Annotated in this window: 18 protein-coding genes, 1 tRNA gene, 1 pseudogene and 1 other annotated feature; of the genes and pseudogenes, 13 read left to right on the top strand and 7 right to left on the bottom strand. The window is 51.5% G+C overall.

Features of this window, described 5'->3' with window-relative positions:
• Positions 1-233: 233 nt before the first annotated feature.
• Both F3H12_RS09040 and F3H12_RS09035 read left to right on the top strand, forming a co-directional pair.
• Entirely contained in the window at positions 234-2,534 is a 2,301-nt protein-coding gene (locus F3H12_RS09040; RefSeq protein WP_149679019.1) for an S-layer homology domain-containing protein, read from the top strand.
• Positions 2,535-2,646: 112 nt separating this feature from the next.
• Positions 2,647-3,666: a C45 family autoproteolytic acyltransferase/hydrolase gene (locus tag F3H12_RS09035; protein ID WP_149679018.1), complete on the top strand. Its 1,020-nt coding sequence runs from the start codon at positions 2,647-2,649 to the stop codon at positions 3,664-3,666.
• Between the two features lie 101 nt (positions 3,667-3,767).
• Here F3H12_RS09035 and F3H12_RS09030 read toward each other — a convergent pair whose 3' ends face one another.
• The gene (locus tag F3H12_RS09030) at positions 3,768-4,700 is read right to left on the bottom strand and encodes a TraB/GumN family protein (RefSeq protein ID WP_188118465.1); all 933 of its coding nucleotides are present in this window, start codon (positions 4,698-4,700) and stop codon (positions 3,768-3,770) included.
• Positions 4,701-4,906: 206 nt separating this feature from the next.
• Here F3H12_RS09030 and F3H12_RS09025 point away from each other — a divergent pair, with 206 nt between their 5' ends.
• From F3H12_RS09025 to F3H12_RS09010, 4 genes are all read left to right on the top strand, one after another.
• The gene (locus tag F3H12_RS09025) at positions 4,907-5,467 is read left to right on the top strand and encodes a hypothetical protein (protein ID WP_149679016.1); all 561 of its coding nucleotides are present in this window, start codon (positions 4,907-4,909) and stop codon (positions 5,465-5,467) included.
• A gap of 123 nt (positions 5,468-5,590) precedes the next feature.
• Entirely contained in the window at positions 5,591-6,211 is a 621-nt protein-coding gene (locus F3H12_RS09020; protein ID WP_149679015.1) for a zinc ribbon domain-containing protein, read from the top strand.
• 161 nt (positions 6,212-6,372) lie between these two features.
• Positions 6,373-6,810: a hypothetical protein gene (locus tag F3H12_RS09015; protein ID WP_149679014.1), complete on the top strand. Its 438-nt coding sequence runs from the start codon at positions 6,373-6,375 to the stop codon at positions 6,808-6,810.
• A 120-nt stretch (positions 6,811-6,930) separates the two neighbouring features.
• Positions 6,931-7,198: a binding site (T-box leader), on the top strand.
• A gap of 99 nt (positions 7,199-7,297) precedes the next feature.
• On the top strand, positions 7,298-8,608 hold the full coding sequence (locus F3H12_RS09010; protein ID WP_149679013.1) for a phenylacetate--CoA ligase family protein: 1,311 nt from the start codon (positions 7,298-7,300) through the stop codon (positions 8,606-8,608).
• 17 nt (positions 8,609-8,625) lie between these two features.
• On the opposite strand, the gene F3H12_RS09005 is transcribed toward F3H12_RS09010, so the two are convergent.
• The 3 genes from F3H12_RS09005 to F3H12_RS08995 are packed head-to-tail and all read right to left on the bottom strand — an operon-like array spanning position 8,626 to position 11,923.
• Positions 8,626-9,522, bottom strand: coding sequence for an RluA family pseudouridine synthase (locus F3H12_RS09005; protein ID WP_149679012.1), 897 nt, complete (start codon positions 9,520-9,522; stop codon positions 8,626-8,628).
• A gap of 8 nt (positions 9,523-9,530) precedes the next feature.
• The gene (locus F3H12_RS09000; RefSeq protein WP_188118464.1) at positions 9,531-10,754 is read right to left on the bottom strand and encodes a PAS domain-containing sensor histidine kinase; all 1,224 of its coding nucleotides are present in this window, start codon (positions 10,752-10,754) and stop codon (positions 9,531-9,533) included.
• A gap of 14 nt (positions 10,755-10,768) precedes the next feature.
• Positions 10,769-11,923: a PP2C family protein-serine/threonine phosphatase gene (locus F3H12_RS08995; protein ID WP_149679010.1), complete on the bottom strand. Its 1,155-nt coding sequence runs from the start codon at positions 11,921-11,923 to the stop codon at positions 10,769-10,771.
• A 111-nt stretch (positions 11,924-12,034) separates the two neighbouring features.
• Between F3H12_RS08995 and F3H12_RS08990 the strand changes: the two genes are divergently transcribed.
• The 3 genes from F3H12_RS08990 (at position 12,035) to F3H12_RS08980 (ending at position 13,897) form a co-directional block, all read left to right on the top strand.
• Entirely contained in the window at positions 12,035-12,328 is a 294-nt protein-coding gene (locus F3H12_RS08990) for a DUF503 domain-containing protein (protein ID WP_149679009.1), read from the top strand.
• A gap of 53 nt (positions 12,329-12,381) precedes the next feature.
• Positions 12,382-13,617, top strand: a complete 1,236-nt coding sequence (locus tag F3H12_RS08985) for an MFS transporter (RefSeq protein ID WP_149679008.1) — start codon at positions 12,382-12,384, stop codon at positions 13,615-13,617.
• A 91-nt stretch (positions 13,618-13,708) separates the two neighbouring features.
• Positions 13,709-13,897, top strand: coding sequence for a ferredoxin (locus F3H12_RS08980; protein ID WP_149679007.1), 189 nt, complete (start codon positions 13,709-13,711; stop codon positions 13,895-13,897).
• Between the two features lie 84 nt (positions 13,898-13,981).
• Here F3H12_RS08980 and F3H12_RS08975 read toward each other — a convergent pair whose 3' ends face one another.
• The gene (locus F3H12_RS08975) at positions 13,982-16,183 is read right to left on the bottom strand and encodes a substrate-binding domain-containing protein (RefSeq protein ID WP_149679006.1); all 2,202 of its coding nucleotides are present in this window, start codon (positions 16,181-16,183) and stop codon (positions 13,982-13,984) included.
• Between the two features lie 333 nt (positions 16,184-16,516).
• Here F3H12_RS08975 and F3H12_RS08970 point away from each other — a divergent pair, with 333 nt between their 5' ends.
• The 3 genes from F3H12_RS08970 to F3H12_RS08960 all read left to right on the top strand — a co-directional run bounded on the left by F3H12_RS08970 (position 16,517) and on the right by F3H12_RS08960 (position 17,915).
• A complete protein-coding gene (locus tag F3H12_RS08970) occupies positions 16,517-16,948 on the top strand; it encodes a DUF2383 domain-containing protein (protein WP_149679005.1) in 432 nt (143 codons plus the stop codon).
• A 127-nt stretch (positions 16,949-17,075) separates the two neighbouring features.
• The gene (locus F3H12_RS08965) at positions 17,076-17,471 is read left to right on the top strand and encodes an FMN-binding protein (protein ID WP_149679004.1); all 396 of its coding nucleotides are present in this window, start codon (positions 17,076-17,078) and stop codon (positions 17,469-17,471) included.
• Between the two features lie 90 nt (positions 17,472-17,561).
• Positions 17,562-17,915, top strand: coding sequence for a hypothetical protein (locus tag F3H12_RS08960; protein WP_149679003.1), 354 nt, complete (start codon positions 17,562-17,564; stop codon positions 17,913-17,915).
• A gap of 49 nt (positions 17,916-17,964) precedes the next feature.
• On the opposite strand, the gene F3H12_RS08955 is transcribed toward F3H12_RS08960, so the two are convergent.
• Both F3H12_RS08955 and F3H12_RS08950 read right to left on the bottom strand, forming a co-directional pair.
• Positions 17,965-18,040, bottom strand: a tRNA-Pro gene (locus tag F3H12_RS08955).
• Between the two features lie 232 nt (positions 18,041-18,272).
• Entirely contained in the window at positions 18,273-20,648 is a 2,376-nt protein-coding gene (locus F3H12_RS08950; protein WP_188118463.1) for a glycoside hydrolase family 3 N-terminal domain-containing protein, read from the bottom strand.
• Positions 20,649-20,862: 214 nt separating this feature from the next.
• Between F3H12_RS08950 and F3H12_RS08945 the strand changes: the two are divergent.
• Positions 20,863-21,648, top strand: a pseudogene (locus F3H12_RS08945) (xylulokinase); the annotation flags it as partial.
• Positions 21,649-21,742 lie beyond the last annotated feature (94 nt).

The raw sequence follows: 21,742 nt of genomic DNA, 5'->3' as shown, positions 1-21,742 counted from the left end.
GACCAGTATGGCTGCTTTTATACCCGCGGGAAGCGCGCAGACTTTGGACTTGCATCAGACTTTTTCTTTTTGCATGATGTATTATAGAACGGGAGCCCAAACGGCGTCGTAAGCCTTTTGGGATGACGGGACCCTCAACAGCCGGTGGTGTTGTTCCTGCCATGTGGACAGGCCGCACCCGGCTGCTGCCGGCGACAGGATTGATGCTTACTGGATAAACAGGAGGATTCGCCATGAAAAAAATGTTCATGTTTTTTTTGGCTGTAACGCTGCTTGCTACCGGGCTGTACATACCCTTTCCGGCTGCCGCGGCAAACGCGTCCGAACCGGCTTATGCCCAAAGTATGCAGCGATTGATGGATTTGGGGATCTTCTCCCGGACTGAACCGGAAAGGATGGAACTGGAAAAGGCTTTAACCCGGGAGCAACTGGCCACGGTTGTTATCCTGCTGAACGGCCACGAAGATAAAATATCCCTTTACAGGAATGCAAACCTCTTTCCCGATGTGGCCCCATCCAGGTGGTCTGCCGGATACATCGGTGCAGCGGTGAAGCTGGGATATATGCGTGCCAGAGCCGATGGGCGGTTTCATCCCGAAGCGGATGTAACTTTTGCTGAAATATCCGAGATCTTCGGCAAGCTTCTGCGCTATAAGGACTATAATCTGGCCGGAAGCTATCCTGACAATTATGTGAACCTGATGGCCAACCTGGGCATCCTGGATGGCATCAGCTATTCGGCAAACAAGGCTGTAACCCGCGGCCAGGCCGCCGTCATGGTGGACAGGCTGCTTTCCGCGAAGGTTTTCGGCGATTCACGGGAATTTATCGACACGGTCAGCGTCTACAGGCGCATGATCATCCTTGAAAACAACTTTGTCAACAAAAATGCCGATGAGAGAAAAATTGTAACCGATATCGGCGTGTTCTACCTGGAGCCCTCCCTGGCCATACCCCAGGCGGGCAGGCAATATATCGCCCGGTTCAGGGACGGCCAAATCACGCAGTTGGCCCAGGCGGGCCTCAATTACAGGGAGCTTTCGGTAAAATACGTCGCATCCGGTAAAATCCTGACCCATGACGGGAAAACCGAATACCTCCCTTCAAACGTAACCTGGTACTACCAGGCTGCCCCATCGAGCCTTGACATGGTCATGGCAAACATCAGGACCAATTCTTCCCTGGTCATAGGAACCAGGAAGGATGGTACCGGCTACGGCGTTCTGTTTGATCCTGTCTACTCACAACCCAGGGTGATTACCCCGGGCATGACCCCCGGCATGCTGGAAAACCTCTATGGCGGAAAGACCATCGACAGGGATGGGAAATATATTTCCCCCGCGCAGATCGAAGCCGAGGATGTGGTTTACGAAGTGACCGACATATGGGGAGACCATGCCTATGTGGTCATCCATGCCAACAGCGTATCGGGAGAAATCACGGCCATACTGCCCAGCAAGATCTCTCCCAGGTTCATCGAGGTGGACGGCGTCAGCTATCCGCTGTCGGATGATTTCCCCATTGAGAAGATCACCGGACAGGGTGGCCTGCAGGTCGATCAGCGGGCCAAGGTTCTTCTGGACGGCAATGGCCAGGCGGTGGATATCATCCTGGAAGGCGATTCCGACAACAGGGATTTCGTATTGGTCCTCAACGCCTACGACAAACCCTCCACGGAGATAGAGGATTATGGCAGGAAACGCCATTATGTCACCCTGCTCCATGCCGACGGCTCAAAGAAGACCTATCTGACCGAGCAGAGCGAAATCGAGCAAAAAGGCAGGATTGCACGCTATGCGATCATCAAGACCGGCAAAAAGCAGGACGATTACGATACGGTCAAACTGACCAGGCTCGAATACGAGAGTTACGGCACCGTGCGCATCGACAAGGACAACCGCATGCTGGATAATTCCACCGTTACCAATGATGTGGTCATCTTCAATATGATCGATAATATTTACGGCACCGACAGCGTGGCTTCGGTTCTCAAATGGTCCGATCTGCCCGGCGGCTACATCCAGTCCGGCAAAGTGCTGTACATGCGCAAGACCGGGGATTTCCAGGATATTGATGTGCTCTATCTTGACAACATCCTGGACCAGGGGGTGGCCTATGGCCTGGTGACCCAGATCAGTTCAACCTACAACCCCATGGCCGGAACGGCCATCCATACTGCCACCATCATGATCGGGGGCAAGAATTACATCTACTCCTATGCAGAGGGCAACTACCATGTGGGGCAGGTTTTGCGGGTCAAGTTCAACGGCCAGGAGATCACCGGCGTGGATAAATCCATAACGGCAGCAGTAGTCAGCACCATGGTGGATGCGGTGGATTCTTCGCGAATCAGGATAAGGGGGGTTACCTACAGTTTCCGCAGCGACATCACCATTCTGAAATATGACGGCGAAACATGGAAAACAACCGGCACGTCCGATATCGTCAAGGGTGATAACCATCGGTATATATCGGTCTATCTTGACAAGCCCATCAACTTTGGCGGCAAGGTTGTCCTGATCACGATGAGATAAAAAAGCCCTGTTCAAACCGGTAAAAGGCGTTTCCTTCCGGCCTGCGGAGGGGGAACGCCTTTTTTTTACATTCTTTTATTGCCCGATTCGCATATGAATATGGGGGAGGGAGATGGCATTGAAAGGTTACCAGATCCAAAAGGTCAAGGGTAATGGCTGTGAAATCGGCCTGCACCTCGGCTGCCAGCTGAAAGGGCGGCTGAGGGCGATCATCGATCATTTCCTCAAGGCCGTGGACAGGGCATATCATCTGGATTTCGACAGAATGAAGCAGGAGGCCTCCGCATGGCTGGAAAAACTGCCGGAGGAATACCTGGTTGAAGTGGAAAGCCTGGCATACGGTTCGGGCGTCAAACTGGAGCGCATCGCCCAGTGGCTATACAGTGAACGGTACATTGCCGGCGGCTGCACAGGCTTTATCATCTGCCTGGAGGATGCCGCCTGGGTGGGCAGGAACTACGACCATGCCGGGCCGGGTTTGTGGCGCAGCGTCACCATCATTGAGAAGGAAGCCCGCATCCCCGTGGTGCTTTTCGGGCAGGAAGGGGCCTTGTTTTCGCTGACGGGTTATAACAGCCGCAAACTCTGGGTGCACTGCAACCGCCTTCCTGCATGGGATATGCCGGACCCGGACGAAAAGGCCATACCGTCTTTTGTTTTTGTCCGCATGGCCCTGGAGAGCTGCAGCCATATCGGGGAGATCGAAAAACTCCTGCAGGCTTTTCCAAGGGACAGCGGCATGTGCCTGTTTGTCGTTGACGGTAAAAGCAACACCTATGCGGTGTATGAATGCACCTGCAAAGGCTATGTGAAAAGACAGGGCGGCAAGCCCTACATAGCGGGAGCCAACCATTATGTGGCCACGCCGGTACCCGCAGGATTCTTTAACGGTGATCCTTCGTCCGTCAATCGTCTCAATAGAATGGAAAGCCTTCTGGCAGCCATGAAGATTGAGAATCCCTGTCGTGACCTGATCCGTGTTCTTGCCGATCCCGAGGTGGAGCAGAATCTGGGGGATTCGGGAACGGTTTATGCCAATCTGGCGTGTCCTGCGAAGGGATTGTATTATTTTGCATGCAACGGGTTTCCGGCTGCCAGCAGGGCGGCTTTCGAGGAAGTGGTCCTGATTTGATTAAGGCGGGAGGTGCTTTAAATGTTCACCTCCCGCCTCCTAAGACCGCGGCTCCATGAATGGAACGGCCGAATAACCGGCTCATGCCAGGCCGGATAAACCTATTTCTGAACGACCTTGTAGCCTCTTTCCCTGAGCAGCTTGACGATACCGGTTTCTCCAACCATATGGGCGGATCCGACCACATAGAAGGTAGTTTTTCCTGTTTTCAGGTATTCTTCGGCCTTGTCTGCCATGTGGTAATTCCTGTCATCCAGCATCTTCCTGTCATACTCCCGGGCCAGTTCCTTCTCCTCGGGTGTCAGGTTTTCAGTCTCCTGGAAGACGAATGCCTCAAAACTTTCAACATCGCCAGCCAGCCAATATTTGAACATGGTATCCAGTTCCTCTTTGCAGGTGTCGATTTCTTCCACTGTCGTCTTCAGATCGAGAACCTGAATTTCATCCGGGAAACCGCCCAGCAAATCGTACTGGAACTCAACCGATTCTATTTCAACGATGTCCATACCCTTTTCCCTGGCCAGGGTCATGAAATGGATATCAAGCCCCTTCTCGGCGGAATAGCCCCAATCTCCCATAAAGAGGGCCAAAATGGTCTGCGACAGGGCTATGGGTTTTGCGTTGGAGAAAAACTCGATGGAAAGTCCTTTCTCCCGCAGCAGTTCATCGGTCTTTTGGTAGAGCTCTTCGGGAATATGATCCCTGATGGTGGTTCCGTCGGTGTACAAAAGCTTCTCTGCAAGTTTCAGATAGTCCGGACGCTCAAGGGCTGCAATGGTATCGCATTCAACGGCCAGAACATCCGATTGTTCAAAGGCGTTAGTAATAACCGGATTAAGGGGGTACAGCCCGTCATAGCCCACATGAATGGAGCCAAGCAGGTAAAGCTTTCCGTCGCCCTCTTTGGCTTTTACCTCCCACATGAAAACGCTACCCGTCTCGGGCAGGCTTTGATGCACCTTAACCGTACATGCACCGAAGCAGAGGGACAGGACGGTCAGGATCAGAACGAGCAAAAGTAATCTGCGTTTCATGAAAACCTCCTGAATAAAATACATTGCCTGGAAATAAATACCGTGAACTCGGGCAAAAGTCTGCTACCATTATACCAGGCCGGCCGGAATGTGGCTATATGGGCCTTCCAACGACAAAATGCCTGCAGGAGATATCGAATCTGTCCGTAATGTTGTATAATTAGGAGAAAGTGGACGAATCAAAAATTTTTTTCAGAGGGGATAACATGAAAGAGATCTATATCATGCTTTCCCAGCTTGGCACCCTGGTCTCGAAATCCATCAGGCTGTATACCGGAGCAAAATACAACCATGTCTCCATCAGCATTGATCCGGAGATCAGGGAGTTTTACAGCTTTGCCCGGCGTGTGAGGTACTTTCCGCTGATTGCCGGGTTCATCAGGGAAGTGCTCAATGAGGGCATGTTTAAATATTATCCCGACACGGAATGCGTCATTTATGCCTTGCCCGTGGAAGACGAGGTGTACCGGAATACGGTCAGGCTCCTGGACAGGTACAGAAAGGATGCCATGAAATACAAGTATAATTTCCTGGGTTTTTTCGGCGTCGTCCTGAATAAGGCGTTCGTGGTTGAAAACCGCCATACATGCTCCGAATTTGTTGCCAACGTCCTCCATGAAGCCGGGATCTATACTTTTCCCAAACCCTTGCCCCTTGTCAGACCTGACGATATTCCCGGCATACCGGGACTCAGGAAGCTGTTTGAAGGCAGAATGACCGATTTCACACCGGAATGCCGGTCAGACGCTATGTCCCTTCAGGCATAACTGCGTTGACAAGTCCTTCCGATGCGGCCTTATGTTGACACTGTTTGGGTATGACGATATAATCAGTGCTAATGAGGCAATTTTTGCATATAGATAGTCAGTGTGGATGAGGAGGTTTTTTGAATGTTCTGTACCAATTGTGGGAAAGAAGTTGCCGACAGTGCATCCTTTTGCACGGCATGCGGCGCTAAAATTGCTCGCGAACCTGCTGTTGAACAGCAGACTGTAACAAGCGCTCCGGTATCGGCAACCACACCGTCCGCAGAAGCGCAGCAATCCGCTCCGGTGACTGTTTCCGGTTCCGAATCACCCAAGAAAAAGAATAACAGCATATTCATTGCCATTGCTGCTGTTGCTGCTGTCATTATCCTTGCAGTGCTCATTTTCGGCGGAGGTGGCGGCGGATACAAGGAATACAAGGAACTGGCCCGCGCTTATTACGAGGCTGTTTACAATAAAGATGTGAACGCCATGATTAAGTTGTTTGACAAGGATGCCCAGAAGGATCTGAAGAAGGATAAGGATTTCATCAAGGAAAAACTTGAAGAAATGAAGGAAGAGATGGATGATTATTACGGCAGAGGCTGGCTCAAGGATGTTAAGCCCGGCTCCAGGGAACGCGCATCCACAAGAGGTGCATACAAGGTCGAGATAGAAATTGACGGCGAATTTCACGAATACCTTTACATCAAGAAGGATGACAAGGACAGGTACTACATACACGAAGACTATTCCGATTTCTGATCTGGTCAGGCAGCCCCCATATGGAAGGGCTTTTTATTGGCTTTGTCCTGAAAATGCGTCGTTAAAAGCAATTTGACGATTGACTTTCCAGGATCAGGCATATGCAATTTTGGTAAATGCCCGCTCACGGGTGACTGATTTAATTTTAAGGAGGATTTATCATGAAGACAACCAAAAAAAGACTGACCGTGGCAGTCTCTGTGATGATGGTACTGGTTTTTGCCATCACCATGACAGGCTGCGGCGGCGGAGGCGCCAGCAGTGTTGTAAACGCATTCTTCGATGCCATTGATAAGCAGGACGTCAAGAAGTTCTATAATTGCTTCGAAGAAGATGTGGCCGAAATGCTGCGGGAATTTGTTGATGACGATATGATGAAGGATCAGCTTGAGATGCTGGATGAAATCCTGACCGATGAGTACGGCAAAAACTGGAGAAGCAAGATAAAGGTCGGCAAGGCTGAAGAAGTGGACAAGGACGGCGACGTTACATATTACGAGGTTAAGGTCACCATGGAAGATGAAGACGACTACATCCCGGTCGTCAAGATCAAAGGAAAGTATTATCTTGACCAGGATGCCATGGGAAGCTGGTTCTAAAGGATAAACCTCCCGGATTCGGGAGGTTTTTAAAATCTTTCTTCCGGGACTGCGACGGCAGGTTATTTCAAGGGAGGTATTGACACTCCCCGCTGTTGGTGATAAAATTAACCAAAAAATAATCAAGCAATGACGGAGAAAAGTAGGTATGTGTGATACCTCAGCGTGTCCAGGGAGGGGTTGCCCAGACTGAAAGCACCCTCACGCAGCCCATACCGAAGTTCGCTCCCGAGCTCATCAGCTGAAGCGGCAGTGGTAGGCTGGTGCGTCTCTCCGCGTTACTGGAGGAAGGTATCGGACCATGGTGTCCCGTACCGGATTGAGTGTACTGTCTTGCACAGTAAATTTGGGTGGTACCGCGGAAAGCTCTAAGCCTTTCGTCCCATAGGAGGACGAAGGGCTTTTTTAATACACCGTTACAGCAACGGGCCGAACCTGTATCGGCATGTCTTGGCGGAAAGAATATGGATAAGTGGAGGGGTATGAAATGGCAGGCTACTGGAACGCCGACATTGAAACCATGGACCTGGAAGCATTGAAGAAGCTTCAGGGAGAAAGGCTAAAGGCGACCATTGAAAGGGTGTACAGGAATGTGCCCTACTATGCCGAGAAGATGAAGCGCGCAGGGGTCACTCCCGATGACATCAACGGGGTTGAAGATCTGAAAAAGCTTCCGTTTACATACAAGACCGATCTGCGTGACAATTACCCGTTCGGAACTTTTGCGGTCCCCATGGATCAGGTGGTCAGGGTGCATGCTTCTTCGGGAACCACCGGCAAGATGACCGTGGTGGGGTATACGGAAAACGATATTCATACCTGGTCCGAGTGCATGGCGCGTTCGCTCACCAATGTGGGGGTGACCAGCAAGGATATCGTGCACGTCGCATACGGCTATGGCCTTTTTACCGGCGGTCTGGGGCTCCATTACGGGGCGGAAAGGGTTGGCGCGACAGTCATTCCCGTTTCGGGCGGCAATACCAGGCGCCAGGTTGAGCTCCTGAGAGATTTCAAAGCAACCGTCCTTTGCTGCACACCGTCCTATGCGCTCTATATCGCGGACGAGATGGCTGAGATGGGCGTGAAAAAGGAAGAACTCTGCCTCAGGCTAGGCATATTCGGTGCCGAACCCTGGACGGAGGAAATGCGCCAGCAGATCGAGGAGCGGCTGGGGCTTAAAGCCTATGACATCTATGGCCTGAGCGAGATCATCGGTCCGGGTGTGGCCATGGAATGCGAGGAAAAAAATGGCTTGCATATTATGGCGGATCATTTCATCCCTGAAATCATCGATCCTGTCACGGAAGAAGTGCTTCCGCCCGGTTCAAAGGGAGAACTGGTTTTCACCTGCATCACGAAGGAAGCCTTACCGCTGATCCGCTACAGAACCCGGGATCTGACCATACTGGACTGGCATAAATGTGCCTGCGGAAGGACCAGCCCAAGGATGTTCAAGGTGACGGGCCGTTCCGATGACATGCTGATCATCAGGGGTGTGAACGTATTTCCTTCCCAGGTTGAGTCTGTCCTGCTGAAATATTCCGAAGTTGAGCCCCACTACATGATCATAGTGGACCGGAAGGACAACCTGGATATCATGGAGATCCAGATCGAAGTGACCAACGGCCTGTTCTCCGACGAGGTCAGAAAGCTGGAAGCACTGGAAAGGCGTATCAGGGAAGATATTGAATCCACCCTGGGCATCAGCGCCAAGGTGCGCCTGGTTGAACACAAGACCATCCAGAGAAGCGAAGGTAAGGCAAAGCGCGTCATCGACAGGCGTCAGCTGTTCAAATAAGCCTGGCGAAGCTGCGTTTACGGTTCATCCGGCTCCTGCTCCAGGAAGGCTTTGAAGTCATCCGGGACAGGAGCTGTTATTTCTGTCAGTTTTCCCGTGCCGGGATGCTCAAAACGCAGAATTCGGGAGTGGAGGGCATGCCGGTCGGTTTGCGGTACGGGCTTGTCCGAGTAAAGCCAGTCCCCCAGGATGGGGTGGCCGCAGGCTTTGCAGTGAACCCGAATCTGGTGTGTCCGGCCTGTTTCCAGAACAAACTGGACCAGGCTCCGGTCTTTGAAAACCCTGAGGGTCCTGTAATGGGTCACGCTTCTCTCGCCGAGAGGGTGTACCCAGCGCTCCATGATGCTGCCGGGCTTTCGCTGGATGGGAAGGTCAATGGTGCCTGAGTCCGGGGAAAAACAGCCTTCCACCACACCCCAGTACTCTTTGTATACCTTGTTCTGTTTCATGAGATCGATGATTCGATCCTGTGCATGGGTATGCTTCGCAAAAAGGGTAACCCCTGAAGTGCCCCTGTCAAGACGGTTCACAGGCCTGACCTTGATGTCCAGGCCGTTCTTCAGAAAGTAGAACTGCACCGCATTGGCCAGGGTGCCGGCGGGATGGTTAAAGGTTGGATGCACGGCGATGCCGGCCGGCTTGTTGACGGCCAGGAACCAGTCATCTTCATAGAGGATATCCAGATGGCGTTCTTCCGGCACGAGCCTGTCGCCGGCCGGTTCTGTCCATACGATGCTGATCCTGTCGCCCGGTTTGACCGGATCGATGGTCCTGTATGGAACACCGTTGACCAGGATGCCCGACTGCTGCTTTAAACGCCGGATCAGGCGTGAAGAAAGCTTGAGATCCTGTTCGAGTACCCTGAGCAGTCTGACCTGACCGGTACCGTCAGGAACAATATATTCCAGGATCATGATGTCCGTTATGCCTCCAATGCCAGGAGCCTGATGAAAAATGTGCTTCCCTGGTCAATCTCTGTTACCAGGCTGATGTCGCCCCCGTATTCCCTGATGATGCCGTAAGAGATGGAAAGTCCGAGGCCTGTTCCTTTATTGACCTCCTTGGTGGTGAAAAAGGGTTCAAATATTTTGTCCCTGATCTCTTCAGGGATGCCGCCACCGGTATCCCCGATAGCGATGACCACATAGCCTGAATCCCTGTAAGTGCGTATGAACAGCTTTTTCTCCCAGTTGACAGCCCACTGCGGCGGATGGCGTGTGGCAAGGAGATGCCGGACACGTTTTTCCTGCTCATCCATCGCGTCCCTGGCATTGGTAATCATGTTCAGCAGAACCTGCTCAAGCCGGTTGCTGTCAGCCAGGACATAGGAAAGTTTTTCATCCAGGTCGATATCCAGTTTGATATTGTGGTTCTTAAGCTGCTGGCCGACAAAGTCAAAAACGTCCATGACCGAACGGTTCACATGAACCTTCGACAGGGATTCGGGCGTCTGCCTGCCGAAGGTGCGCAGGTGGGTTATGATTTTGTTGATCCGATCGATCTGAGCGGTTATGGCGTTCAGACGGTCTTCCAGCATGGCGTTTGTCAGTTTCCCCTTATGGAGGGCTCTCAACAGTCCCTGGGTGATAAGGCTGATGCCGCCAAGGGGCTGGTTGATCTCATGGGCAACACCCGTGGCCATTTCGCCCAGGGTAGCCATTTTGGCTGACTGGATGATCTGGGCATCCCTTTCTCTGAGCTCATCGGTTCTTTTCTTGACGATGCGCTCCAGATCGTCGGGAAAAGTCAGACAGAGCTTTTCCTGGACCATCTCGTCGGTGAGGTCCTCCACAACGAACAGGTGTCCCAGGATTCTGCCCGATTCCCTGAGACGTGAAGCGCTGATATAGACGGTAAGCCTTTTTCCGTCCCTGGTTGCGATAGTTGTGCGGCAGGAATAGCTGTCCGCTTCGGTATCGGGAGCCTGGTTCTCGCCAGGATTGAGGTTCTGTCCGACAGGTTTGTAGTCAATAGGGCATTCCCGTCCGATAACCTCTTCGGGGCGGAATCCGAACAGCTTTTTGGCGCCATGGTTCCATAGGATGACACGGTTGTTCCTGTCTGTCAGGATGATGGCGCTATGGCTGGGCGCATTTCGCACCAGACGGGCAATCTTTCTCAGCTGAGCTATACTGTCTCTTCTCAATGCCAAGCCCTCCGTTAATGGGTGAACTCGATACCCAGCAGGGTGATATCATCATCGGGTTTCTTGTCTTTATAGAGTTCCATCAGGTTATCGTGGATCATGCGGATGTTCTCTTCCAGGCTTTTTTCGCTGCTGCCGGAAAGGATACGCGTGATCTCGTCGGCGGCCAGAATCACGTCATCCTTCCATATTTCGATGATGCCGTCAGTGAACAGATACAGCCTGTCTCCCGGGCGTATGGTCAACCTGGCAGATTTGAAACGGGAATCCTCAAACAAGCCAATGACGGTTGCTGTTGAAGAGAGGGTCTGTATTTTGCTGCCCGCAACTAGATACTGATCCACATGCCCTGCGGATATGTATTCCAGTACATGGCTTTTCCTGTCGTAAATGCCTATAAAGAGCGTGGCAAAAAGGTTCGATGCCGTATTGGCATACATCTCGCTGTTGGCATTCTCTACGATTTCCACAATGTCGGGTATCATTCCCGCGTTGCGATAAAGGTACTTGAGGTTGTTGATGGCCGATTTAAGGACCATAGTGGTTACGGCGGACAATAGCCCGTGACCGCAGACATCGAAAACATAGAAGACGATTTTATCGCCGATTTCAAAGACATCGTACATGTCCCCGCCCACGTTGTCGCAGCAGTGGTAGATGCAGGAAAGCCTGATCCCGTTCAGGTCGGGTACTTCCTTGGGAAGCATGTTCATCAGAATCTGGCGGGCGGTCTCGTTGATGTTCTGGAAAAAGAGGTTTTTCCTGACGATATCCTGATTGAGACGGCGGTTCTCGCGGATAAGGGCGGTTTTCCGGATAGCCCGTTCAAGGCACAGGATCAGCTTGTCGGCATTGACCGGCTTGTTCAGATAATCAAATGCGCCTTCCTTCATGGCCTGGATGGCGTTATCCATATCCCCGTGACCGGTGAGGATGATGATACCCAGGTCGGGGTCGATGGCCCGGATCGCCCGGATGACATCCAGCCCGGAAAGACCGGGCATCTTCATATCCGATATGACCGTATCGAAATCCCCGCTTTCGGATAATACCCGGATGCCTTCCCGACCATCGGAAGCCGTTGCGACTTCGTAGCCTTCAAGTTCCAGTATGAATTTCAGATTCTCAAGTATAATCTCTTCATCATCGATGAGCAGAATTTTTGGCAAAATAAATTCCTCCGCAGGATGTTTACTTTTTCTATATATTCATTATAATCAATACATACCCAATTTGAATGGCAATAAATGATGATATCGGGATGTTGAGGGATTGTAAGTATGGTTATCGGGATTATGAAAGTCCGTTTGTTCTCCAGTGATCCCCAGTCCCTGAAGGACAAGCGCCGGCTGGTCAAAAGCCTGGTAGAACGGCTGAAGAATAAGTTCAATATCTCGGTTGCAGAAACCGGTGATCTGGATTCCTGGAACCGCTGTGAGCTGGGGATAGCCTGCGTTTCCAATGAAGCTGCCCATGCGGACAGCATGCTTGCCACGGTCATCAGATATATAGAGAACGACGGATGGCTTGAAGTGACCGATTATTCCACAGAGCTTGTCTATATGAATGAATGAACTATGATTTGCCGAATGCATAAAATCTATGGGAACATCCAGGGGGAGCATACATGCGAAAATACCTTGCCAAGACACTGATCATCAGCCTGGCTTTCTTTACCATCAGCCTGGCGTGGAGCATTTACAACAGCTATGTGCCCGTCTTTCTGAGCGGCCTGATAAAAAGCTCAACCATTGTCGGAGCCATCATGACCATTGACAACCTGTTTGGCGTAATCTTCCAGCCCTTCTTCGGAAGGCTCAGCGACAGGACCAAAAACCGTTTTGGGCGGAGGATGCCTTTCCTGCTTGTAGGAATCCCCATATCAGCATTATTCTTTTTCTTCATACCCTGGTATGACAGGCTGGATTCCCTCTTTCCCCGGCATAACCTCAGCCTGGCCTTCATCATGGTCCTGGTCATCCTGATGAACTTCTTCATGAGCGTTTACCGGGCGCCTGCCGTGGCGCTTATGCCCGATGCCATTCCGCCCAGCCTGAGAAGCCGGGCCAACGGCATCATTGTTGCTATCGGGGGAGTTGGCACCATAATCGCCCTGACCCTCGGAGGTTCCCTCTATAAGCTGGGCAAAATCTATCCGTTCATGCTGGATTCGGGACTTATGTTGCTCGCTTTGCTGGTGCTGGTCCTGTTTTATCGGGAGCCGGAAACTCCCTTCGCTGCCGACTCCGATGAGGAAAAGGATGGGGATGCCAGGGAGGGGGAGAGAGGAAGGAAGGGGCTGTTCAGGCCATCCCTGCTCTTTATGCTGCTTACCGTGTTTTTCTGGTTTTGTGGTTTTGAAGCCATCAACTCCTTCTTCACCTTGTTCTGCAAGGAGCGGTTCGGGATGAATCCCGGTGATGCTACCCAGATGATGGCTCCCATGGTGCTGACGTTCATGGTATGCTGCTATCCCGGCGGTGTGCTGGGAAGCAAGATGGGCAGAAAACGCGCCCTGCTTCTCGGAAATGCCCTGATCGTAGCCGCTTTTCTCGGTATCGTCCTGATTCCCGACTACACCTGGACAACCATTTCCCTGTTAATCTGCGGTGTGGGGTGGGCACTTATCAATGCCAATGCTTACCCGGCCGTGACACAGATGGCACCTGCAGGACAAACGGGGCGCTATACGGGTTACTACTATGCCTTTACCTTTGCGGCCAGTATAGCCAGTCCCATCCTGTACGGACTGGTGGCCGATTTGACGAAAAGACAGGGCTGGCTGTTTCTCTATGGCGGGGTCATGTTCTCCATCGGGCTCCTGTTCATGTTCATGGTCAGGGGAAAAGCCATTTCCGAATGAATTTCCGGATTTACAGAATGGCCCTGGGAAATTCCTGCGTTTTGATAAGATGTGATCAGGGTATACTAAGTTAATGAGGAGAGTGATGCTCATGAAAGCATGGGTTGACAAAGACGGCTGCATTTCCTGCGGCTTGTGCCCATCCATATGCCCCGATGTTTTCAGAATGGGAGATGACGACAAGGCGGAAGCTTATGTGGATCCGGTGCCTCCCGAGGCGGAGGATTCTGCCAAAGAGGCTGCGGACAGCTGTCCCGTCAGCGTCATTCATATCGAGTAGCAGAAAAGTGGCGTTGAATAACGCCACTTTTGCTTTGCCGGAATGTGAAAGGCGCCCATGGGGCGCCTTTACCTGTCAGCCTTTTCAGGCTTCCATCAAATCGTCCACATTATGATAATCCACCACATCAAATCGGGTCGGAATGTGGTCGCTGGGCGGTTTCTCCCCGGCCACCAGGTAGTTGTAGAGATAGATGATGGGATCATGTCCCTGTCCGAAGGGATCCTGACCAATAGCCGCGTAGATGATGCCGTCCCGGATGGCCTTAAAGATATCCTTGTCATGATCAAAGCATACCACTTTGGTCCTGCCTTTCAGGCCCGCCTCAACAATGGCCTGTGCTGCGCCGGTAGGCCCGCCCCCTGCCACAAAGATGCCATCTACGTTCCTGTTATTGTCAAGGAAATTCTTCACTTGCTTATAGACGGTGTCATAGGTGTCTTCCACGTTCACATACCCGATAATCTTTATCTTCCTGAAGCTCTTGAGCTGTTCGACAAAACCTTTTGTACGCAGTTCATGGATGCCGGTCTCGATTCCGGAATCCCTGCGTGCCACGAGAATATTGCCCTTTCCGTTCAGAGCCCGGGCCATCAGCCTGGCGGCTTCCACACCCTGCTGGTAGTTGTCGGGTCCGTAATAGGCCAGCCTCTTCACATCCTTGGGGAAATCATGGTTAAAGCTGATAACCGGTATTCCCCTTGCTGCAAGCCTGTTGAAGATGGGAAAGGTTTCCACAAAGAAACCGGGAGCGGCAAATGCGTCGTAACCCTGTTCAATATAATTGTTAAGGGCCTCCACGAATTCTTTTGCGGTATAGCCTGCCGGAAAACCGCGGTACTCCACGTGAACATTCTTGTCTTCAAGTTCCTTCTGGGCATAGAGGACGCCCTGGCGGACAGATACCCAGAAGGTATGGTCCAGCGGCGACATGAAAGCGATTTTGAGCTTTTTGGGGCTGGTCTTGGCGACCGGAACAATGGCTGTCCGGAACTTTCTGGTAAGGTTCTGGATGGTTGTGAGCATCTGGTTCAGCTGCAGCGTATTCTGCTTGATTTTTTCCAGTTCGGCAAGTTCTTCCTTGGTGACGGCGGCAATCTCCTGTGTCTTTTGGGATATTTCAATGGAAGCCGAGTGCAGCGCCTCACCCATGGTGTTGGTTTCCTTGGTGAAGTTGTTGATCTGGTTGATCTGGGTATAGATATCCCGCATGCCGTTGTTCAGCAAGGCGCTTTGACTGTTGATGGTATGGAAGAATTCCTTCACGGTATTGAAGGTTTCCTTGCTGTTGTTGAAGCTGGCTACGCAGCTGCTGATGCTTTCGCTGACAAAGCCGCTGTTTTTAATGATGCTTTCAACAATGGACTGAATTCTGGCAATTCCGTCCTTGGTCTTGGCGGCAAGCTGGTTGATCTCGTTGGCCACGACCGTGAATCCCTTGCTGTATTCACCGGCTTTTGAAGCCTCAACGGACGCGTTGATTCCCAGAAGCTTCAGTTGCTCACTGATGCGGATAATGAACTCGCTGACCTCTGTAATTTCCTTAATCTCGGTATTGAGCTTTTCGAAGAACTCGTAGGTGTTGTTCAGATTATCGGAGATGGTGTTGATCTGCGCGTAGAACTGGTCCATGTGTTCGGTTCCGGACCTGGTTATCCTGGCATTTTCCTCCACATAATTTTCAATGTTGCTGATATTGGTGATGATGGCATCAACCCGCTGGCTGATGTCCTCAATGCCTTCGATGGTCCTGTTGACGATCTTCAGCTGTTCCTGTGCCTTTTCGGCCACATGGTTGATATTGTCGGCGATATTCTCGTTGCCCTTGTAGCTCATCTCGATGCTCCTGGAGACCTTGTCAATGGCATCCGACAGCACGATCACATTTCCCTTGGTCAGTTCGATAAAGCTGAGCAGGTTGGATTTCATATCATTGAACGCCCTGGCCAGCACTTCGAGTCCCCGCGCCTGATCCAGCCGGATATCGCTGATGTTCAGTTCTCCGGAGGCGAGCTGCTTGGCATTGTTGTTTACGTGCTCCAGCGATGAGAAAAACTTCGAGGTGTTGAGCAGCAGAATGACGGCGGCCAAAAGGGCAAGTATGACCAGGACATGGGAATAGTTAAATGGACCGGCGGCGACCACATTACCGGATACCGCATCACCGGAAATCATCGGAATGAAGAGCAGAGCGAGAAGCAGAATGCAAATGACAGATGTGGTAATAACCGACGAGAACTTTGCAATGATAATGTGTTTTTTCTTCTGAGGTTCTCCCCCTACCATAAGCGCCTCCTTATTGATTTTGTCCTTTTCTGAATACAGAAAGATCGTTAAGTTTTACATAATTCTTCTTAATTCTATACCCAATTTTTGACCGAATGTCACAACCAACAGCAAAAAAACGGCTGTATCGGGTATGTTGTCTTATCCTGTCATAAAAATAGTCGAAAAACGGCGGCCCGGTTTGTGGGCATACGGATAATCAAAAAGCATCCGAGATGCTGCCAACCGTTCAGGGCAAGATTTTTCCTTTGGAAAAGGGCGCATGGTTTATTCGCTGCTGCAACGGGAATGATAAGGCACGGGCAAGATACTTTTTATGAAGGAGGCATCAACATGTCACATCACCAGGAAACCATCGAATCCCTCAATCAGCTGCTGCAAGGGGAATACATGGCGGTTGAGAGTTTCAACAACTTCATATCCAGGCTGAGGGATGAAAAGGTCAGGCAAACCTTTATGGATATCCAAAAACAGCACAGAAAGAACATCGACAGGCTGGCAGGCTATATTCAGGAAATCGGCGGCCGGCCGGAAGAAAACCTTGGCCTTAAGGGAACCATGGGAGAAATCAAGGTAAACCTGGATCTGGGACCTGATGCGGATACGTCCGAGATCATCAAAAAGGCGATTGAAGGAGAGACCAGGGGCGTCAATATGGCCGAAAAGGTGCTGAGGGGAGATCTCGACGAGAAATCGCGGGATGTTGCCGGCGAGATCCTGCATGAGGACAGAAAGTCCATCCAAAAGCTGGAGAGGCTGCAATAAGCTTCAGCGTCTGCAGGCAGGATATGGCCGTGGATGATTTTATAACCTCGCTCAAAATTTATCAAACCTTTGGCAGTTTTTAACGTATACCAATTATACAAATACAAGATTGGGCGAGGTTGTTTTTATGAAGAAAAAGCAAGTCCTGATACCGATACTGCTGGCCATTGTGATCGCAGGAGGAAGCTTCGGCATCAAAACGCTGTTGGATTTGAAGACATACAGGGAGCAGGTTAACGCCATATCCATATCCGATGTCGACCTGGACAGGATAGGGGATGGGATTTATACCGGACGCCATGAGGTGTTATGGATTTCCGCTGAAGTCCGGGTGACCGTGAAAAACCACAGGATAGAGGACATTGCGCTTATTGAGCACAGAAATGGGAAGGGGAAGCCGGCAGAAGCGATCCTGTACAGGGTGCTGGCCGCCCAGTCCCTGGATGTGGATGCGGTCTCCGGTGCCACCAACAGCAGCAAGGTCATCCTCAAGGCCATAGAGAATGCGCTGAAGAAGTATTAAACGCACCGCAGACAACAGGATATGATATAATGGGAACGTGAGATAATTTCTGGTCTTTTCGTCCCAGATCGATTCAAGGAGCCGATTGGATTGAGCAAGTACATCATCATTTCCAGAAATCAGAATCAGAGCTATGGTATTTATCAGCTTGGTCCGGGATTGCACAGGATTGTCAAGAACCTCAAGGATTATTCCGACGAGCAGGAGGCCATCGGCGATCTGATTAAACTGCTGGATGGCGAGCTCACGGAACGTGACCTTGTCGGCAGCAGCTTTGAACAGGAGGTAGAAGCCGGAAAGCTTGGCAACAGGATTCTCGTCCTTGAAGCTGCGCTGAAGAGGGTTCGGCATAAGTTAAGCAAAGCAATTGACAGCGGTGTGGGGGATTTAAAGCAGGTTATCCGGGAACTCATACAGGATATTGACGGTTTGGTTGAGGGATGAATAGAAAGCAAAAAACGGATTCTGATTTCTCAGAATCCGTTTTTTATCCTGGTCGGAGTGACTGGATTTGAACCAGCGGCCTCTTGGTCCCGAACCAAGCGCTCTACCATCTGAGCCACACCCCGACGGCAACGTTCAATATTTTAGCACATTTCTTCGGCCTTAGCAATGACAAATTATGAAGTTGTAATTGCCGGCCTGTTCGTCGAATGGCCCCCCAATGCTGGGGGCAACATTAATTATATGACGGAAGCGTGCTGAATTCAAGTAAAACATCACACAAAAAGTGACCAGGCCATATGCGTACGCGTAAAAAAGCAGCATCCTGCCTTCGCCCAGGATGCCGCTTCGTGTTTGCTATGCTTCTATATAAGCCGGGTTGGTGAAGACCCGCCGGCTTACCTTTCGCATACCGCCTTCAAACCGGATCCTGAAGCTTTGCTGGTGGTGGATATCCTCGGATGAGGATCCCACCATCACGTCCAGGACGCAGTTTTCCAGCCCAAGTACATAGTCCTTGTTGTGATAGCACAGGGAGTCGAACAGGATGTCAAAGTCCACGGTAATCCGCTGCCCGTTCTTAAGGGATACCCTCTTATAAGCCTTCAGTTCCCGCTCAGGTTGCTTGACGGAGGTGTAACGCTTCCGCACATAGATCTGGATGACTTCGTCCCCGTCATAAGGCCCTTCATTGAGCACCGTCACCTTCACGCGGATGCGATCGGCTTCCTGGCTGAACTCAGCCGCCTCATATTTGAAGCGGGAATAGCTCAGGCCAAAACCAAAGGGGTACAAAGGCCTGGTGTCCATTTCAAGATAAGTGTTCCGCCAGAACTGGGTCTTGCCCGTGGCGTGCTGGGAGTAATAGACGGGAAGCTGTCCCAGGCTTTTGGGAAGGGAAACCGGCAGCCTGCCACCCGGGTTGTATTTTCCGAACAGGGCATCCGCAATGGCATCTGCCCCTTCCATGCCGGGACGCCATGCCTCGAGGATGGCGTCCATCTCCCGGCTCTCATCGCTCAGTTCCAGGGGCCTTCCGTTGCAGAGCACCAGGATGATAGGCTTTCCGAGCTTTTTCAGCTCCTTCAACAGGGCTTTCTGCTCCCTGGAAAGGCCGATCTCCACCCGATCCACCGATTCCCCGCTGTCGTTTTCATAGCCGATGCCACTGGTGTCTCCGCATACGGCGATAACCACATCGGCTTTCGAAGCGGCTTCCACCGCTTCATCGATGGCGAAGAAACCGGGATCATGGTTATAGTCGGTGGTATCTTTAAGGCCGGGCGCCAGGTAAACCCGGGTGTCCGGGCCTACCCGTTCAAAAATTGCCTGGTATACGGTTTTGATGTCATGGTACAAATCTTCAAACCGGGTATCCTTCCGCTTCAGAAAGACGGATGTTGGGATGATCTCCCCTTCTACGGTTTCCGAAAGGTGGTACATGTATTCGATGTGGGAGGGATAGGCGTAATCGCTGTAGGCGAACTCCTTTTTGTCTGCCAGGGGACCCACAACTGCAATGCTGCGGATGTCGGAGGACAGGGGTAGGATATTGTTCCGGTTCTTCAGCAGGGTCAGGGACTGACGGGCCATTTTGGCGGCAATATCCCTGTGGGCCCTGCAGCAGACAGTTTCCCGGACGCGGCTGACATCCACATAGGGATTGTCGAACAAACCAAGGCGGAACTTGAGGGACAGGATCTTGGATACTGCCGCGTCGATGATGGATAGGTCGATTCGGCCATTGTCAACCAGCGGTTTCAGGTTATCCTTCAGGCTGTGCTCCAGGAGCTCCAACTGGATGCCTGTCTTAAGTGCCAGTTCGATGGCCTCATCCAGGGTCTCGCAATAATCATGGAACTCCTTAACCAGTTCTATGCCGCTGCCGTCCGACATCAAAAGCCCGTCAAAGCCAAGCCTGTTTCTCAGAATGTCCACCAGGAGTTCCTCCGAGACATGGCAGGGGATATCATGCCACTCATGGTAGGCGGCCATGACGCAGGCTGCTTTTGCTTCGCGGATGGCTGCCTCGAAAGGAACCGCATAGCTGTCCAGAATTTCTCTTTTGGTAGCATGGATGGGGGCGCAGTTTCGGCCGCCATCGCTGATGCCCTGGGCCACAAAATGCTTCAGGGTGGCTGCGATGCCCCGGCTCAGGGAATCGGACTGAAGCCCTTTGGTGTAAGCCATGCCGCATTGGGTGACCAGGTAAACATCCTCACCATAGGACTCCTCATAACGGCCGAAGCGGTGATCCCGGACCACGTCCACCACGGGTGCCAGGGCCAGGCGTTCGCCCGTTGAGAGCATTTCCTCCCGCACGGCATTTCCCATTTCCCAAACCAGTTCCTCGTTAAACATGGCGCCGGCGCCAATATTCTGCGGGAACACCGTATGATCCCGGCTCAGGACGCCTGAAGTGGCTTCAGTGATGAACAGGGCAGGGATGCCCAGCCGTGTATCTTCTATGAGATGCTTCTGGATCCGGTTGATAAGGGTGGCCATCTCGGCGGGTTTCAATTCGGTTTCGCCGCCGATGCGGTTGATGTAGCCGCAGCCATGCTGCAGGCTGACCGATGCCTTTTCCCCGGAAAAGGTCAAGGTATGGCGGTCGGTTATCACGTCGAGCAGGTTAACCCAGGTCATCTGGGCTATCTTCTCATCCAGGGTCATTCTGGACAGTAAATCCTTCACGCGATCTTCCACGGGCTTTGCCGGGTCCTTGTAAATCATGTGCAACGTCCTCCGTTTGTGTTCGGATGGATAAGGCATCAGCGGGAAATATTTGGCTGATGGCTTCTGATTCCATCATACAGGCATGATTAATAAAAGTAAAATACAAACTGAATATAAATTATTCAAATTATACAAATGCCTATTGCAATCAGGCATAATATCGAGTAGACTTAATAATGTCAGATTAAAAAGTGTTGGAGGTGGGGTAACCATGGCATATCTTCTTGGAATCGACATCGGTACATCAGGTACCAAGACGGTTCTGTTTGATGAAAAGGGAACGACAATCGCAAGTGACACCCAGGAATACCCGCTTTATCAGCCCAAAAACGGTTGGGCGGAGCAGGATCCGGAAGACTGGTGGAAAGCAACATGCGTCTCTACCCGGAATGTTCTTGCCAAGAGCGGGGTTGATCCCAGGGAAATCAAGGGTATAGGCCTTTCCGGTCAGATGCACGGCCTGGTGCTTCTGGACAGGGATAACAAGGTCCTGAGAAGATCCATCATCTGGTGTGACCAGAGAAGCGCGCTGGAATGTGAGCAGATTACCTCAATTGTCGGGGCGGAGCGCCTGATTGAGATCACTGCCAATCCTGCCCTCACTGGTTTCACGGCTTCCAAGATCAAATGGGTCATGAACAATGAGCCAGAAATCTATGAAAAGGCGCGCAAGATACTGCTTCCCAAGGACTACATCCGTTTCTGCCTGACCGGGGAGTACGCCACCGAGGTATCGGATGCCAGCGGTATGCAGCTTTTGGATGTGCCCAACCGCAAATGGAGCGATGAGATCCTGGAGAAGCTCGGGATCGACAAGGACATGCTGGGCAAGGTTTACGAGTCCCCGGAGGTAACCGGAAGGGTTACCAAGAAAGCGGCTGAACTTACCGGCCTGGCCGAGGGCACCATTGTTGTCGGCGGCGGCGGCGACCAGGCTGCCGGAGCTGTTGGAAACGGAATCGTCAAGCCTGGCATCATTTCGTCAACCATAGGAACTATAATGATACCAGAAATTAAGACAGACAAAACGGCCAAAATAAGTTAGAATGGAACTATGGAAAAGAGAAGAAATTTTACACCGGAAGAAAAAG

It is taken from the genome of Thermoclostridium caenicola (assembly GCF_900142095.1).
GTDB lineage: Bacteria > Bacillota > Clostridia > DSM-8532 > DSM-8532 > Thermoclostridium_A > Thermoclostridium_A caenicola.
Note: the sequence above shows the minus strand (reverse complement) of the source record. Positions and strands in the feature narration are given on the sequence as shown.

Excerpts from the sequence above, each read along its gene's own strand:
- F3H12_RS09040 (WP_149679019.1), top strand. The coding sequence starts at position 234 with ATGAAAAAAATGTTCATGTTTTTTTTGGCTGTAACGCTGCTTGCTACC.
- F3H12_RS09035 (WP_149679018.1), top strand. The coding sequence starts at position 2,647 with ATGGCATTGAAAGGTTACCAGATCCAAAAGGTCAAGGGTAATGGCTGT.
- F3H12_RS09030 (WP_188118465.1), bottom strand. The coding sequence starts at position 4,700 with ATGAAACGCAGATTACTTTTGCTCGTTCTGATCCTGACCGTCCTGTCC.
- F3H12_RS09025 (WP_149679016.1), top strand. The coding sequence starts at position 4,907 with ATGAAAGAGATCTATATCATGCTTTCCCAGCTTGGCACCCTGGTCTCG.
- F3H12_RS09020 (WP_149679015.1), top strand. The coding sequence starts at position 5,591 with ATGTTCTGTACCAATTGTGGGAAAGAAGTTGCCGACAGTGCATCCTTT.
- F3H12_RS09015 (WP_149679014.1), top strand. The coding sequence starts at position 6,373 with ATGAAGACAACCAAAAAAAGACTGACCGTGGCAGTCTCTGTGATGATG.
- F3H12_RS09010 (WP_149679013.1), top strand. The coding sequence starts at position 7,298 with ATGGCAGGCTACTGGAACGCCGACATTGAAACCATGGACCTGGAAGCA.
- F3H12_RS09005 (WP_149679012.1), bottom strand. The coding sequence starts at position 9,522 with ATGATCCTGGAATATATTGTTCCTGACGGTACCGGTCAGGTCAGACTG.
- F3H12_RS08990 (WP_149679009.1), top strand. The coding sequence starts at position 12,035 with ATGGTTATCGGGATTATGAAAGTCCGTTTGTTCTCCAGTGATCCCCAG.
- F3H12_RS08985 (WP_149679008.1), top strand. The coding sequence starts at position 12,382 with ATGCGAAAATACCTTGCCAAGACACTGATCATCAGCCTGGCTTTCTTT.
- F3H12_RS08980 (WP_149679007.1), top strand. The coding sequence starts at position 13,709 with ATGAAAGCATGGGTTGACAAAGACGGCTGCATTTCCTGCGGCTTGTGC.
- F3H12_RS08975 (WP_149679006.1), bottom strand. The coding sequence starts at position 16,183 with ATGGTAGGGGGAGAACCTCAGAAGAAAAAACACATTATCATTGCAAAG.
- F3H12_RS08970 (WP_149679005.1), top strand. The coding sequence starts at position 16,517 with ATGTCACATCACCAGGAAACCATCGAATCCCTCAATCAGCTGCTGCAA.
- F3H12_RS08965 (WP_149679004.1), top strand. The coding sequence starts at position 17,076 with ATGAAGAAAAAGCAAGTCCTGATACCGATACTGCTGGCCATTGTGATC.
- F3H12_RS08950 (WP_188118463.1), bottom strand. The coding sequence starts at position 20,648 with ATGATTTACAAGGACCCGGCAAAGCCCGTGGAAGATCGCGTGAAGGAT.